Below are 13398 nucleotides of genomic sequence, written 5' to 3'. Positions count from 1 at the left end.
AGGCTTTTTGGTTCTAAGCTAATTATCAGCTTTTCTGAATTAACAGTTTTGCTGTTATGCGTTTATAGAATTTTGTAAGTGTTCGAGATGGCTGCCGAATTGTTGACGGGCGCCAGTCATGGTCTTCCCGGTCGCTTTCAGGTCATGCCGTTTTCAAAGGCTGAGGGAACGCTTCTGCCGATCATTGGCTGCGCACACTGCTCCTGGGTATCGCTGCGCTCAACCCAGGCTACGGGGATGGGGGAAATACGGGCTCGGCTCAACGCCCGTAGCCCGGGCGACACCCGGGGGCGATAGTGGCCCGGGAATGGCGTCGCTACCAACTCGGCGCTATTGCGACCGCAAGCGCTCTGCAGCCACATCGCTGAACAGGTTCACGGCGTCCTGCAGGTTGCCCAGGTACTGCGGGTGCAGCAGCCAGAGATCGATCATCGGCTTGAAGTCGCCGACGTTGATCACGTCCAGTTGCTCGCGGTGCCCGCTGCGCTCGAGCAGGGGCGCGGGTACCAGGCCGAAACCCATGCCGCTGGCGACCAGGCCCAGTTGCAGTTCGGTACCGAAGGTTTCCAGATTGATCTGCAACGACAGGCCCTGTTCGGACAGCGCGCGCTGCAGGCCGGCGCGGAAGCCACAGCCATCGGGGTTGAGCACCCAGCCCTGCTGGTAGCAGTCCTTGAGCTTGCAACTGCGCTTGCGCATCGCGCCCTTGGCGGCCACCACCAGCAGCGGCATGCGGCCGATGGAGCGGCTGGCAATGCCTTCGGGGAAGATCTTGCCGGCCGGGAAGAGCACCGCGGCGGCATCCAGCTCACCGTTTTCCATGCGCGCGATCAGGCTGCTGCCCCAGCCGTTGATGACCTGGGTCTTGAGTTCCGGGAAGGTCTCGCGAATCTGCTGCAGGGCGTCGAGCAGCACCACGTCGCTGATGGTTTGCGGTACGCCCAAACGCAGTGCCCCGCTGGGCGAGCCATCGCTGGCGACCAGTTCACGCAGCGAGTCGATCTCACGCAGGATCGCCTTGCACTGGTCGTACACGCGCAGACCCATGGGCGTTGGCTTGAGTGGCTTGGTATTACGGTCGAGCAGATTGGCGCCCAGGTCTTCTTCGAAATTCTGCACGCGGCGGGTGATCGCCGGCTGCGTCAGTTGCAGCGCATCGGCAGCCTGCTTGGTCGATTGACAGCGGATGACGGCAACAAATGCATCCATGTCATCGATTTTCATCTCAGGTACTCACATATTAAGGGCAGGAAAAATGCCTCGATAGAATAATCATCTTTGACCGCTTTGGGCACGGCCTTTTCCTTTTCGTGAGTATTCGGCAGCGATCCGGATCGTTGAGATTCTCCGCCATAAGCTTATTTCTTAATCGTATTTCAGATCAGCGCGGTTATTCGCTATTTTCTCGTCACTACTTGTTATGACAAGTTGATCAAAAAGGATTCACATGTCTCAGCTCATACCGCTTTCGCCCGTTCCCCTGTACAGCCAGCTCAAGGAGTTGCTGCGCTCGCGCATTCTCGACGGCACCTATGCGCCGCACCGCCGCATGCCGTCGGAGAACGAACTGGGCCAGACCTACGGCGTCAGCCGCATCACCGTGCGCCAGGCGCTGGGGGACCTGCAGAAGGAAGGGCTGATCTTCAAGATCCATGGCAAGGGCACCTTCGTGGCCAAGCCCAAGGCGTTCCAGAACGTCAGCACCCTGCAGGGCCTGGGCGAATCGATGAAGCAGATGGGCTACGAGGTGCTCAACAAGTTGCGCAGCCTGCGCCACGTTCCGGCGTCGGCATTGGTTGCCGAGCGCCTGCAGGTGGCGGAGGGCAGCACCGTTACGGAAATCCGCCGGGTGCGGCTGATCAACCGCGAGCCGATTTCCCTGGAGATCACCTGGCTGCCCCATGCCGTGGGCGAGAAGCTGGAGAAAGCCGATCTCGTCACGCGGGACATTTTCCTGATCCTCGAAAACGACTGCGGCATCGCCCTGGGCCATGCGGATCTGGCCATCGACGCGGTGCTTGCCGATAGCGACCTAACCCAGGCACTGGCCGTGGAGGAGGGCTCGCCGATCATGCGCATCGAGCGCCTGACCCACACCGCCGATGGCACACCGCTGGATTTCGAACACCTCTATTACCGTGGCGATGCTTTCCAGTATCGCCTGCGCATCGACCGACAGAAGGGCGCGCAGCCATGAGCATCAATACCCTGGAACAGGAATACGACATCGTCATCATCGGCGGTGGTACCGCCGGCCCCATGGCCGCGATCAAGGCCAAGGAACGCAACAAGGCGTTGCGCGTGCTGCTGGTCGACAAGGCCAACGTCAAGCGCAGCGGGGCGATCAGCATGGGCATGGATGGCCTCAACAATGCCATCGTGCCCGGCCACGCCACGCCCGAGCAGTACACCAAGGAAATCACCGTGGCCAATGACGGCATCGTCAATCAGGCCACCGTGTACGCCTATGCCACCCACAGTTTCGAAACTATCGAGCAGCTCGACCGCTGGGGCGTGAAGTTCGAGAAGGATGAAACCGGCGACTACGCGGTGAAGAAGGTGCATCACATGGGCGCCTACGTGCTGCCGATGCCCGAAGGGCACGACATCAAGAAGGTGCTGTATCGCCAGCTCAAGCGCGCCCGGGTGGACATCACCAATCGCCTGGTGGCCACACGCCTGCTGACCGATGCCGACGGTGCGGTCAACGGCCTGATGGGTTTCGATTGCCGCACCGCCGATTTCCACGTGATCAAGGCCAAGGCGGTGATTCTCTGCTGCGGCGCGGCCGGACGTCTCGGGCTGCCGTCTTCCGGGTACCTAATGGGTACCTACGAGAACCCGACCAATGCGGGCGACGGTTACGCAATGGCCTATCACGCCGGTGCCGAGCTGGCCAATCTGGAGTGCTTCCAGATCAACCCGCTGATCAAGGATTACAACGGCCCGGCCTGCGCTTACGTGACCGGCCCGCTGGGTGGTTATACCGCCAACAACAAGGGCGAGCGCTTCATCGAGTGCGATTACTGGAGCGGCCAGATGATGTGGGAGTTCCATCAGGAGCTCGAAGGCGGCAACGGCCCGGTGTTCCTCAAACTCGATCACCTGGCCGAGGAAACCATCCAGAACATCGAGGAAATCCTGCATAGCAACGAGCGCCCCAGCCGCGGCCAGTTCCATGCCGGGCGTGGCACCGACTACCGCTCCAGCATGGTCGAGATGCACATCTCCGAGATCGGCTTCTGCAGTGGCCACAGCGCGTCTGGCGTGTGGGTCAACGAGCGGGCGGAAACCTCGGTCAAGGGCCTGTATTCGGCCGGAGACATGGCAGCGGTGCCGCACAACTACATGCTCGGCGCCTTCACGTACGGCTGGTTCGCGGGCAACAACGCTGCCGACTTCGTTGCCGAGCGCGACCAAAGCGCATTGGATCAGGCGCAGATCGACGCCGAGCGGGCGCGGGTCTACGCGCCGCTGAACCGCGAGCACGGTCTGCCGCCGGCGCAGGTGGAGTACAAGCTGCGCCGCTTCGTCAACGATTACCTGCAGCCGCCCAAGGTCACCAAGAAGATGGAGATCGGCCTGCAGCGTTTCGCCGCCATCGAGGCGGATTTGAGCGAGTTGAAAGCCAACAACGCCCACGAACTGATGCGCGCCATGGAAGTCAGCGTGATCCGCGACTGCGCCGAGATGGCCGCCCGCGCCTCGCTGTTTCGCAAGGAAAGCCGCTGGGGCCTGTATCACCACCGGGTCGATCACCCGCAGCGCAATGACGCCGAATGGTTCGTGCACTGCCACCTGAAAAAGGACGAACACGGCCAGATGGTCAGCTTCAAGAAACCGGTCGAGCCGTACCTGATCGCCCTGGATGATGAAGAGCAGCAGGCCTACAACCGCCTGCGGGTGAAGACCGAGGCGGCCTGAGCAGGGTGGGCTTTAGCCCACCAAGTGGCATCACGCTGTGCTTTCCCGGTGGGCTGAAGCGGATTGCCGTGTGCCCACCCTACATCCTAGAAAAACACGAGAGCCACAGGCTCCGAGGACACCGTGATATGGCCTTCCAGCCCCAGGAAATCCTGTTCCGCAGCAATGCGCCCGTGACCATCGACGAAGACAAGTGCATCGCCCACAAGGGCTGCACCGTGTGCGTCGACGTCTGCCCGATGGACTTGCTGGCGATCAACCCGGCGACCCAGAAGGCCTACATGGCCTTTGACGAGTGCTGGTACTGCATGCCGTGCGAGAAGGATTGCCCGACCGACGCGGTGCGCGTCGAGATCCCTTATTTGCTGCGCTGAATTGCCATTCACTTGGGTATCGCTGCGCTCAACCCAGGCTATGACGCGCAACCAAACATAAGAAAAAGCAACACGCCATCCGGCCAACCACCGGACGCCTGATACCACACCCCTCGTTTCCCACCACCGACCGGCTGGCGGAGACGATTCCAATACCTATTGATTCGAGGGGAGACACCCATGCACTTGCGTACCACTCTGGTCGGCCTCGCGCTGGCCATCGGCAGCATTACTGCCCAAGCGCAATCCAACCAGGAGCCGATTCGTATCGCCATCGGCACCCAGGACACCACCATCAACTGCGCCACCGGCGGGTTGCTGATCCGCGAGCTCGGCCTGCTCGACAAGTACCTGCCGCGCGATGGCAAGTACAAGGACGCCAAGTACGAAGTGGAGTGGAAGAACTTCACCAGCGGCGCGCCCCTGACCAACGAAATGGTCGCCGGCAAGCTCGACTTTGGCGCCATGGCTGACTTCCCCGGTTCGTTCAACGGTGTGGCCCACCGCGATGCCGGCAAGCAGAGCCTGTTCATCACCGTGTTGTCGGGCAGCACCAAGGGCAGCGGCAACGGCATCGTGGTGCCGGCATCCTCCAGCGTGCAATCGCTGGCCGAACTCAAGGGCAAGACCATTTCCGTGCCGTTCGCGTCCACCGCCCACGGCATGCTGTTGCGTGCGGTCGCTGCCCAGGGCTGGGATCCGCATAAAGACGTGCGCATCATCGCCCAGGCGCCGGAAATCGCTGGCTCGGCGCTGCGCAGCAACCGCATCGAGGCCCACGCCGACTTCGTGCCGTTCGCCGAACTGTTCCCCAACCGTGGCTTCGCTCGCAAGATCTACGACGGCTCCCAGGCGGAGGCACCCACCTTCCATGGAGCGCTGGTGGATGCCGACTACGCCAAGAAGTACCCGGAAGTGGTCACCGCTTACCTGCGCGCCGGCCTGGAAGCGGATCGCCTGTTCGCAGCCGAGCCGGAGAAGTATAGCGAGCTGATCGAGAAGGTCACCGGTATCGAGGCCGAGGTGAATTACCTGTTCCACGGCCCACTCGGTTTGCAGACCCGCGACCTGACCTGGAAGCCCGAGTACCGCCAGGCAGTCACCACCTCCATCGAAACCCTCAAGTTGCTGAAGAAGACCGACAAAGGTCTGAACGTCGAGCAATTCGTCGACGATCAATACATCAAGGCTGCCTTCAAGGCCGAAGGTCGTGATTACGGGCAAGCGCTGGCCAATTACGCGCAGTTGCCGCTGAAAGCCAATGATGCCGTGACCGGCCAGCCGATCACCGATTTCAAGCGCGTGGCGCAGATCTGGGTGCGCGGTGAAAGCAAGGTACGCCACTACGCCTCGCCAGAAGCGGCCTTCAAGGCGCTGGCGCAGCTCGAGGAGGAGGGCAAGGACATCCGTGCCATCTACGCCCAGGCCAGCGACAGCGGCATCAAGCTGCTGGCCAACCAGGCCTGGTTCGTACGCAACGGCAAGGGCGAACTCAATGCCTTCCTGCTCAAGGGCCAGGCTGAAGCCTATGCCAAGGCTCAAGGTGGTGAAGCGCTGGACTTCGGCAGCGCCAACCAGCGCCTGGTAGCCGCACGCTGATCGGCCCGCTGCGCCATGCCTCCCGTGGCGCAGCACCTTACTGGAGCCTGATGATGACTTCTCTACACCGTTGGCCGTTGCGCCTGGCGTCGTTGGCGTTCTGCCTGCTGTTCTGGCAGGTGGCGACCAGCTCGCGCCTGGATCTGGGGCTGCTCACCTTCATCTACGTGCCCACGCCCGAGTCGGTGGTCGATGCGGCCATCGCGCTGATCGAATCCAGCAGACTCTGGGATCACGTCGGTGCCAGCCTGGGGCGGGTATTCAGCGGTTATCTGATCGCAGCGCTGCTGGGCGTCGCCCTGGGCATCGCCATCGGCCGCTCACGCTGGGCTGAAGACAGCCTGCTGCCTCCGCTGGAGGTGCTGCGGCCGATTCCTGCCGTGGCCTGGATTCCCCTGGCGATCCTGATGTTTCCCTCGTCAGAACTGTCGATGATCTTCATCACCTTCACCGGCGCGCTGTTTCCGGTGCTGCTCAATACCGTCCACGGTGTGGAGGGCGTCGATGCCCGCTTGATCGCGTCGGCCCGCAGCCTGGGCGCAGGGCGCTTGGCGATCCTTCGCGAGGTGATCCTCCCGGGTGCTGCGCCGAGCATCGTCACCGGCCTGGCGATCGGCATGGGTACCTCCTGGTTCTGCCTGGTGACTGCGGAAATGATCTCCGGGCAGTTCGGCATCGGCTATTACACCTGGGAGTCGTACACCATCCAGAACTACCCGGACATCATCGTCGGCATGCTGCTGATCGGCCTGCTTGGCATGGGCAGCAGCCTTTTGGTCAAGCGCCTCGGTAGCCTGCTGACGCCCTGGTATCGCAGCGGAGGACGTCGTTGATGAGCATTCATGAAACCGGCCTGTCGGCCGGACGCATCGATATCGAAAAGCTGACCATCCGCCTCGGCGAGGGCGCTCAGGCGTTCGAAGCCGTGCAGGCGCTGGACTTCTCCATCGCCGCTGGCGAGTTCGTGTGCATTCTTGGCCCCTCCGGCTGCGGCAAGTCGACTTTGCTCGGCGCCCTGGCCGGGCACCTGACGCCCAGCGCCGGTAGCTTGCGAGTCGACGGCCAGGCGGTGGATGGCCCGTCACCGCAGCGCGGTATGGTGTTCCAGCATCACACCCTGTTGCCTTGGCGCAGCGTGCTCGACAACGTCGCCTTCGGCCTGAAGATGCAGGGCATCGCCAAGGCTGAACGGCAGCAGCGGGCGCGCGAGTTTCTCAGCCTGGTCGGCTTGCAGGACTTTGCTGCGCGCTGGCCCAATCAGCTCTCCGGCGGCATGCAGCAGCGCGCCGAGATCGCCCGGGTGCTGATCAATCGTCCACGCCTGTTGCTGATGGACGAACCCTTCGGTGCGCTGGACGCGCAGACCCGCAGCAAGATGCAGGAGTTGCTGCTGGATATCTGGGGCAGGGTGCGCACCACCGTGGTGTTCGTCACCCACGATATCGACGAAGCCCTGTTCCTGGCCGATCGCATTCTGGTGATGAGTCCGCGGCCGGGACGCTTCATCGAAGACCTGCGCCTGGACTTCCGCCGTCCGCGGCATGCGGGCCTGTTGACCAGCCCGGAATTCGTGCAGCTCAAGCGCCACTGCCTGGAGCTACTGCGCCATGAAGAAGGCCGCGAGCTGCCACGCCTGACGCCGCTCGGGCTGCCCACCGAACATCCGCCATTGCGAGTTGCCCTATGACCGATCTGAGCACCTATGTAAGCACCGATAACCCCGACATTCTCGACCTGCTGCCACGCCTGCAAGATGAGGACGCTGGCGTGCGCCGCATCGCCCTGATCGAGCTGGCCGATCTGGAAGAGCCAGAAGCCTTGCCCTGGCTGACGCATGCACTGACCCGGGATGCATCCGCCGATGTCCGCGCCGAGGCGGCTCGCCTGCTGGAAGCCTGGGAGGAGCCCGAGGTGGTAAATGCCCTGTGCGCTGCGCTGACCGATGCCGACGCCCGCGTGCGCGGCGCCGCAGCTCAGAGCCTCAGTGAATTGAAAACCGCCGATGCCGGTCGCGTGGTGCTGCCCTGGGCTGTCCATGCCGACCCGTTCGTCCGCGCCAGTGCCTTGCGAGCCCTGCGCGAGTTGCGGCTGATCGACAGCGTACCCACTGCCGTCGCCGCGCTGCAGGACAGCGATGCCTTCGTGCGCCGTGAGGCGGTAGGCATCCTCGGTTGGTTGAAACAGGTCGATGCGCTGCCCCAACTGGCGCGCCTGGCCAGTGACGATGCCGATACCGAAGTACGCCGCGCCGCCACCGGTGCGCTGGGTCTGGCCAGCGACGACAGCGTGCTGCCGGCTTTGCAGACGGCGCTCAAGGATCGCGAATGGCAGGTGCGTGAGGAGGCAGCCACCACCCTCGGCAAAGTCGGCCAGGCCGGCGCCGGCCCTGCGCTACTGGAGGCGCTTGGCGACAGCTATTGGCAGGTACGACTGCGTGCCGTGCGCTCGCTCGGCCGCCTGCGATTCGCTGCGGCGCGTGAGGCGCTGGTGGAACTGCTCGGGCACGCGATCAGCAACCTGCGCAAGGAGTCCGCACTGGCGCTTGGCGAGCTGGGCGACGCTCAGGCACTGCCAGCATTGCTGGCTGTTGAGCACGATGCCGATCCGGAAGTGCGCAAAGCGGTGCGTATCGCCATCGGCCAGTTGCGCCTGCAAAAGCCATGAACCAGGCACCCGTCGCAATACATAACAGTGCCACGCAAGCGACATTGACCGTGGAGTGGGGGCAAGGGCAGGTACAGGTGCTTGCTCACGGGCGCCTGCGCGCCGGGTGCCCGTGCTCGAAATGCCGGGCGGCCCGGCTGGCGCAGCGCATCGACGTGGCACCGGATGGCGTCCGCATCACGGCAGTCCACCCTCAGGGCTATGGGCTGCAACTGGTATTCGACGATGGCCACGACCGCGGCATCTATCCCTGGAGCTATTTGCGTGAGCTGGGGGAGGTGGCAGGTTGAAGTTGGCCGGGCTTGTCGCATGGCCAGGTCGTCACGGCGCCAGCCGCGGGATGACCGCAATCGCATTCGCGCCGAGGGCGGCGCTCCCACCGAAATGGCGCTGAACATCCATTTTGCAGACGCCTCGATACTGTAGGAGCCCGCTTGCGGGCGAATGGTTGTCGCGCCGCGGACTTGGAGAGACGGCTGCGATCGCGCCGAGAGGCTGATGCAGGCACTTACCCCTTGTTCTTGCGCTGCGGTTTGGGCCGGCCTTGCACGCACTTGAAGCGTGGCTCGGTCTTGCAGATCACGTAGATGCGGCCACGACGTTTGACGATCTGGCAATCGCGGTGGCGCAATTTGGCGGTGCGCAGCGACGCGAGCACTTTCATGAGCGGGCTCCTGCAAAACCGGCGAAGCGCTTGTTGAAGCCGGCCACTCGTCCTTCGCTTGCAGTCTGGCGCTGCTGGCCGGTGTAGATCGGGTGCGAGGCGCTGGAAATATCGAGCGTGACGTAGGGGTAGACGTTGCCGTCGCTGTGCTCGCGGGTCTTGTCGGTGCTGACCGTGGAGCCGATCAGCCAGTAGGCGTCAGCCGAGACGTCGTGGAATAGAACGGGGCGATATTCAGGGTGGATACCAGGTTTCATAAGTGCTCCAATAAATACGTTATAAAGTAACAATATTCAGTCTTATTGATTTTTGTTCTCATTTCAAGCCCGAATCTGGATTTTTCCCGCAGGCCTCAATCGGCCCTCGGATCTTCCAGATCAGAAGCTGAAATGAGCGCTGAACTGGACTTGCTAAATTGTTATGTTGTAACAATAATGGCCGCCGAAATTAGCCGTACAAGTGCTGCACTGGCTTCCGGCTTGTTGGGATGAATGCGCAGAAACTCCAGCGAAGCGCTGCAGGGGAGCGACCTAATCGTTTAAGATGCCGCCCGCCGGTTTCCGCGAGGAATTAATAGGGAATCCGTCGCCACCTCTGGTGGCCAAACGGAACTGCCCCCGCAACTGTAGGTACTGAGCATCGTTGCATTAGTGTCACTGGGTTCGAATCCGGGAAGGCCGCAGCGTTGCCACGACGTACCAGTCAGGAGACCTGCCGGCATAGGTCTGAGCAGCTGCAGTGCAGCCCTGCTCGGGCGCTGCAATCGAACCAGCCGGCGGGGTGTCCGGGAGGGGCATCCGTAATCACCTTCCTTAGGGACAGGTGCGGCCATGGCCGCTTGGCGTGATGTGTTCTCCAGCCTGCGCACTGCCATTTATGCGTATCTGTTGATTGGGAGATCACCCGCATGACCGTGTCTCGTTTTGCCGTTCTGGCCGCCACCCTTGGCCTGTCTTCGATGGCGCTGGCCGCCGCCCCGACTCAGTATCCCCTGACCCTCGAGAACTGCGGCCATGAACTGAGCTTCGCCGCTGCGCCCAAGAGCGCCGTGACCATCGGCCAAGCCGGCACAGAAATTCTCTATTCCCTCGGGCTTGGCGACCGCCTGGTGGGTACCTCGCTGTGGTTCAGCAACGTGCTGCCCGAGTTCGAGACGCAGAACGCCAAGGTCGAGCGGCTGGCCGACAATGACCCGAGCTTCGAGTCGGTGATCAACAAGCGCCCCGGTCTGGTGGCCGTGCAGTTCGAGTGGATGGTTGGCAAGCAGGGCGTGGTCGGCACCCGTGAGCAGTTTCACGAGCTGAAGATTCCCACCTACATCATGCCGTCCGACTGCGAGGGCAAGGACAATCTGGTCGGTGCCGACGGTACCCGCCTGCAGCCTTTCCAGATCGACAGCCTGTACAAGAGCGTGCAGCAACTGGCGCAAATCTTCGACGTGCAGGCTGAGGGCGACAAGCTGGTCGCCAGTCTGCAGGACAGGCTCGGCAAAGCGGTCGCCAACGCCGGGCAGCGTCAGGCCAAGCAAATCTCCGCTGCGTTCTGGTTCTCCAGCGCCGATCTGGATCTCGATCCCTACATGGCCGGCCAGAAAGGCGTCGCCGACACCATGATGAAGTCGCTGGGCCTGCGCAACGTGGTCGAGTCCAGCGAAGAGTGGCCGACGGTCGGCTGGGAAACCCTGGCCAAGGCCAACCCGACCGTGCTGGTACTCGCGCGCATGGATCGCCGCCGTTTCCCGGCTGACGACGTGGAGAAGAAACTCGAATTCCTGCGTAATGATCCGGTCGCCAAGCACATGGATGCCGTGAAGAACGGCCGCATCGTGATTCTCGATGCTGACGGCATGCAGGCTTCGCTGCGCATGGTCACCGGCATCGAAACCCTGGCGAAGGCCGTTGACGGGTTCGATCTGCAGAAATGATTGCTCGCGGCTCCCGCCTGTTCCTGCTCACCATCATCTGCCTGCTGTTGCTGGCCGTAGCGGTGGTCGTCGGTGTGGCGCTGGGGGAGACCCGTATTCCGCTGTCGGTGGTCTTCCAGGTGCTGGCCAACAAGTTGTTCGGGGCAGGCTTCGTGCTCGACCCGATCGACGAGGGCATCGTCTGGAACTACCGCCTGACCCGCGCCCTGGTCGCCGCCTGTTGCGGCGCCGGGCTGTCGGTGTGTGGGGTGGTGCTGCAGGCGCTGCTGCGCAATCCACTGGCCGATCCTTATTTGTTGGGGATTTCCGCCGGTGCTTCCACCGGAGCGGTTTCGGTGGCGCTGCTGGGGCTCGGCGCGGGCATGCTGTCGCTTTCGATGGGCGCCTTCATTGGCGCAATCGCCGCCTTCAGCCTGGTCGCATTGCTGGCGCGGGCAGCGGGCGGCGGCGCGCTGAATGGCACCGGGCAGATCATTCTCGCTGGCATCGCCGGCTCCCAGTTGTTCAATGCACTGACCTCGTTCCTGATCACCAAGTCGGCCAGCGCCGAGCAGGCCCGGGGCATCATGTTCTGGCTGCTCGGCAACCTCAGCGGCGTCAACTGGCACGATGTCGCCCTGGCCGTGCCCGTGGCGCTGGCCGGGGTGCTGCTGGTGGCCTGGCATACCCGCGCCCTGGATGCCTTCACCTTCGGTGCCGAATCGGCGGCGTCGCTGGGCGTACCGGTGCGCCGGGTACAGGCCACGCTGATCGCCTGCGCGGCGCTGGTCACGGCGGTGATGGTGTCGATCGTCGGCTCCATCGGTTTCGTAGGCCTGGTGATTCCTCACGCTGCACGGCTGCTGGTCGGCGTGCGGCATGGCCGGCTGGTGCCGGTCGCAGCCCTGACCGGCGCGGTGTTCCTGATCGCCGCCGACGTGCTGTCGCGTACGGTGATCAAGGGGCAGGTACTGCCGATTGGCGTGGTCACCGCGTTGATCGGCGCGCCGGCCTTCGCGGTGATTCTGGTACGTGGGAGGCGGGTGCGGTGAGTACGGTGCTGCAGTGCAGCGACTTGGGCTGGTCGGTGAAGGGAAGGGCGATCGTCGCCGGCGTCGACCTGCAATTGCGCCAGGGCGAGACGCTCGGTCTGATCGGTCCCAATGGTTCGGGGAAGTCGACCTTGCTCAAGCTGCTGTCCGGCATCCGCACACCGGGCAGTGGTCGTGTACACCTGCAGGGCAAGCCGCTAGGTGGCCTGAGTCGCCGCGATGTCGCCCGCCAGTTGGCATTCGTCGAGCAACAGGCCGACACCGGTGATGCGGTGACGGTGCGCGATGCCGTCGAGCTGGGCCGTACGCCCTGGCTGTCGGCCTTGCAGCCCTGGTCGGCGGAGGACGAACGGATCGTCGTTCAGGCACTGGCCGACGTGGACATGGCCGAAATGCCGGAGCGAGCCTGGAGCACCCTGTCGGGTGGTGAACGGCAGCGCGTGCACATCGCCCGGGCGCTGGCGCAGAAACCGCAGATCCTGCTGCTCGACGAGCCCACCAACCATCTGGATATCCAGCACCAGCTGTCGATCCTCAATCTGGTGCGCACGCTGCCGGTGACTACGCTGATCGCTTTGCATGACCTCAACCAGGCACTCGAATGCGACCGCCTCGGGGTGATGGAGCGTGGTCGACTGGTGGCGTTGGGGGCACCGGCCGAGGTGCTGACGACAGACCGTTTGCGTGACACCTTCGGCGTACGCGCCCGCTACCTGGTCGACCCCGAAGACGGTGCCCGGGTGCTGCGCTTCCAACCTATCTGAGACGAGTCTTTTTATGCGTTTTTCGCCGTTTTTCGCTTTGCTCGCTACGCTTGTATTCGCAGCTCCGGCATTGGCCGAAACCCACGAAGTGAAGATGCTCAACCGTGGGGAGTCCGGTTCGATGGTCTATGAACCGGATTTTCTGGCCATTGCCCCAGGTGACAGCGTCAAGTTCATCGCCACGCATCCGACCCATAACGCCGCCAGCATCCCCGGCTTCCTGCCGGAGGGGGCCGAGCCGTTCAAGGGCAAGATCAACGAAGAGGTCGAAGTGACCTTCAGTGAAGCAGGGCTCTATGGCATCCAGTGCATTCCGCACCTGGCGATGGGCATGGTGATGCTCATTCAGGTCGGTGATCAGCCGGTCAGCGAGGCGCAGATTCCCGCGCAACTGCCGGCGCGGGCCAAGCAGCGGCTGGAGCAGATCGTCCAGCGCGCGAGTAAATGAGCCAGC

At 63.1% G+C, this 13398-nt stretch carries 15 protein-coding genes and 1 riboswitch; of the genes, 12 read left to right on the top strand and 3 right to left on the bottom strand.

Annotation, left to right across the window (positions count from 1 at the left end; translation table 11 throughout):
- Positions 1–330 precede the first annotated feature (330 nt).
- Positions 331–1224 (bottom strand): LysR family transcriptional regulator, encoded by an 894-nt coding sequence (locus tag ACZ0AI_RS06060; RefSeq protein ID WP_463564991.1) that lies wholly within the window; start codon positions 1222–1224, stop codon positions 331–333.
- Positions 1225–1447: 223 nt separating this feature from the next.
- Here ACZ0AI_RS06060 and ACZ0AI_RS06055 point away from each other — a divergent pair, with 223 nt between their 5' ends.
- The 8 genes from ACZ0AI_RS06055 (at position 1448) to ACZ0AI_RS06020 (ending at position 8851) form a co-directional block, all read left to right on the top strand.
- Positions 1448–2197, top strand: coding sequence for a GntR family transcriptional regulator (locus tag ACZ0AI_RS06055; RefSeq protein WP_463564990.1), 750 nt, complete (start codon positions 1448–1450; stop codon positions 2195–2197).
- 2 nt (positions 2198–2199) lie between these two features.
- Entirely contained in the window at positions 2200–3924 is a 1725-nt protein-coding gene (locus ACZ0AI_RS06050) for a fumarate reductase/succinate dehydrogenase flavoprotein subunit (protein ID WP_463566059.1), read from the top strand.
- A 128-nt stretch (positions 3925–4052) separates the two neighbouring features.
- A complete protein-coding gene (locus ACZ0AI_RS06045; protein ID WP_042552539.1) occupies positions 4053–4298 on the top strand; it encodes a 4Fe-4S dicluster domain-containing protein in 246 nt (81 codons plus the stop codon).
- Between the two features lie 180 nt (positions 4299–4478).
- Positions 4479–5897 (top strand): ABC transporter substrate-binding protein, encoded by a 1419-nt coding sequence (locus tag ACZ0AI_RS06040; RefSeq protein ID WP_463564989.1) that lies wholly within the window; start codon positions 4479–4481, stop codon positions 5895–5897.
- 50 nt (positions 5898–5947) lie between these two features.
- Positions 5948–6730 (top strand): ABC transporter permease, encoded by a 783-nt coding sequence (locus tag ACZ0AI_RS06035; RefSeq protein WP_463564988.1) that lies wholly within the window; start codon positions 5948–5950, stop codon positions 6728–6730.
- Positions 6730–7584, top strand: coding sequence for an ABC transporter ATP-binding protein (locus ACZ0AI_RS06030; protein ID WP_463564987.1), 855 nt, complete (start codon positions 6730–6732; stop codon positions 7582–7584). Before ACZ0AI_RS06035 ends, ACZ0AI_RS06030 begins: the two co-directional genes overlap by 1 nt.
- Entirely contained in the window at positions 7581–8561 is a 981-nt protein-coding gene (locus tag ACZ0AI_RS06025; RefSeq protein WP_463564986.1) for a HEAT repeat domain-containing protein, read from the top strand. Before ACZ0AI_RS06030 ends, ACZ0AI_RS06025 begins: the two co-directional genes overlap by 4 nt.
- Positions 8558–8851, top strand: coding sequence for a DUF971 domain-containing protein (locus tag ACZ0AI_RS06020; protein ID WP_463564985.1), 294 nt, complete (start codon positions 8558–8560; stop codon positions 8849–8851). Before ACZ0AI_RS06025 ends, ACZ0AI_RS06020 begins: the two co-directional genes overlap by 4 nt.
- A gap of 218 nt (positions 8852–9069) precedes the next feature.
- Here ACZ0AI_RS06020 and ykgO read toward each other — a convergent pair whose 3' ends face one another.
- Together ykgO and ACZ0AI_RS06010 are read right to left on the bottom strand one after the other, a co-directional pair.
- Complete coding sequence (ykgO, locus tag ACZ0AI_RS06015; RefSeq protein ID WP_225832077.1) at positions 9070–9225, bottom strand: type B 50S ribosomal protein L36; 156 nt, start codon at positions 9223–9225, stop codon at positions 9070–9072.
- Positions 9222–9482: a type B 50S ribosomal protein L31 gene (locus tag ACZ0AI_RS06010; protein WP_463564984.1), complete on the bottom strand. Its 261-nt coding sequence runs from the start codon at positions 9480–9482 to the stop codon at positions 9222–9224. Before ACZ0AI_RS06010 ends, ykgO begins: the two co-directional genes overlap by 4 nt.
- Before the next feature lie 280 nt (positions 9483–9762).
- Positions 9763–9958, top strand: a riboswitch (cobalamin riboswitch).
- A gap of 174 nt (positions 9959–10132) precedes the next feature.
- Between ACZ0AI_RS06010 and ACZ0AI_RS06005 the strand changes: the two genes are divergently transcribed.
- The 4 genes from ACZ0AI_RS06005 to ACZ0AI_RS05990 are packed head-to-tail and all read left to right on the top strand — an operon-like array spanning position 10133 to position 13392.
- Positions 10133–11149 (top strand): ABC transporter substrate-binding protein, encoded by a 1017-nt coding sequence (locus ACZ0AI_RS06005; RefSeq protein ID WP_463564983.1) that lies wholly within the window; start codon positions 10133–10135, stop codon positions 11147–11149.
- Positions 11146–12180, top strand: coding sequence for a FecCD family ABC transporter permease (locus tag ACZ0AI_RS06000; RefSeq protein WP_463564982.1), 1035 nt, complete (start codon positions 11146–11148; stop codon positions 12178–12180). Before ACZ0AI_RS06005 ends, ACZ0AI_RS06000 begins: the two co-directional genes overlap by 4 nt.
- On the top strand, positions 12177–12944 hold the full coding sequence (locus tag ACZ0AI_RS05995; RefSeq protein WP_463564981.1) for an ABC transporter ATP-binding protein: 768 nt from the start codon (positions 12177–12179) through the stop codon (positions 12942–12944). Before ACZ0AI_RS06000 ends, ACZ0AI_RS05995 begins: the two co-directional genes overlap by 4 nt.
- Positions 12945–12957: 13 nt before the next feature.
- Positions 12958–13392 carry a pseudoazurin gene (locus ACZ0AI_RS05990; protein WP_463564980.1) on the top strand — a complete coding sequence of 145 codons (435 nt, stop codon included), beginning with the start codon at positions 12958–12960 and terminating at the stop codon, positions 13390–13392.
- The last annotated feature ends 6 nt before the right edge of the window (positions 13393–13398 follow it).

It is taken from the genome of Pseudomonas sp. AC355 (assembly GCF_979258205.1).
This window is presented reverse-complemented; position numbering and strand designations above follow the sequence as displayed.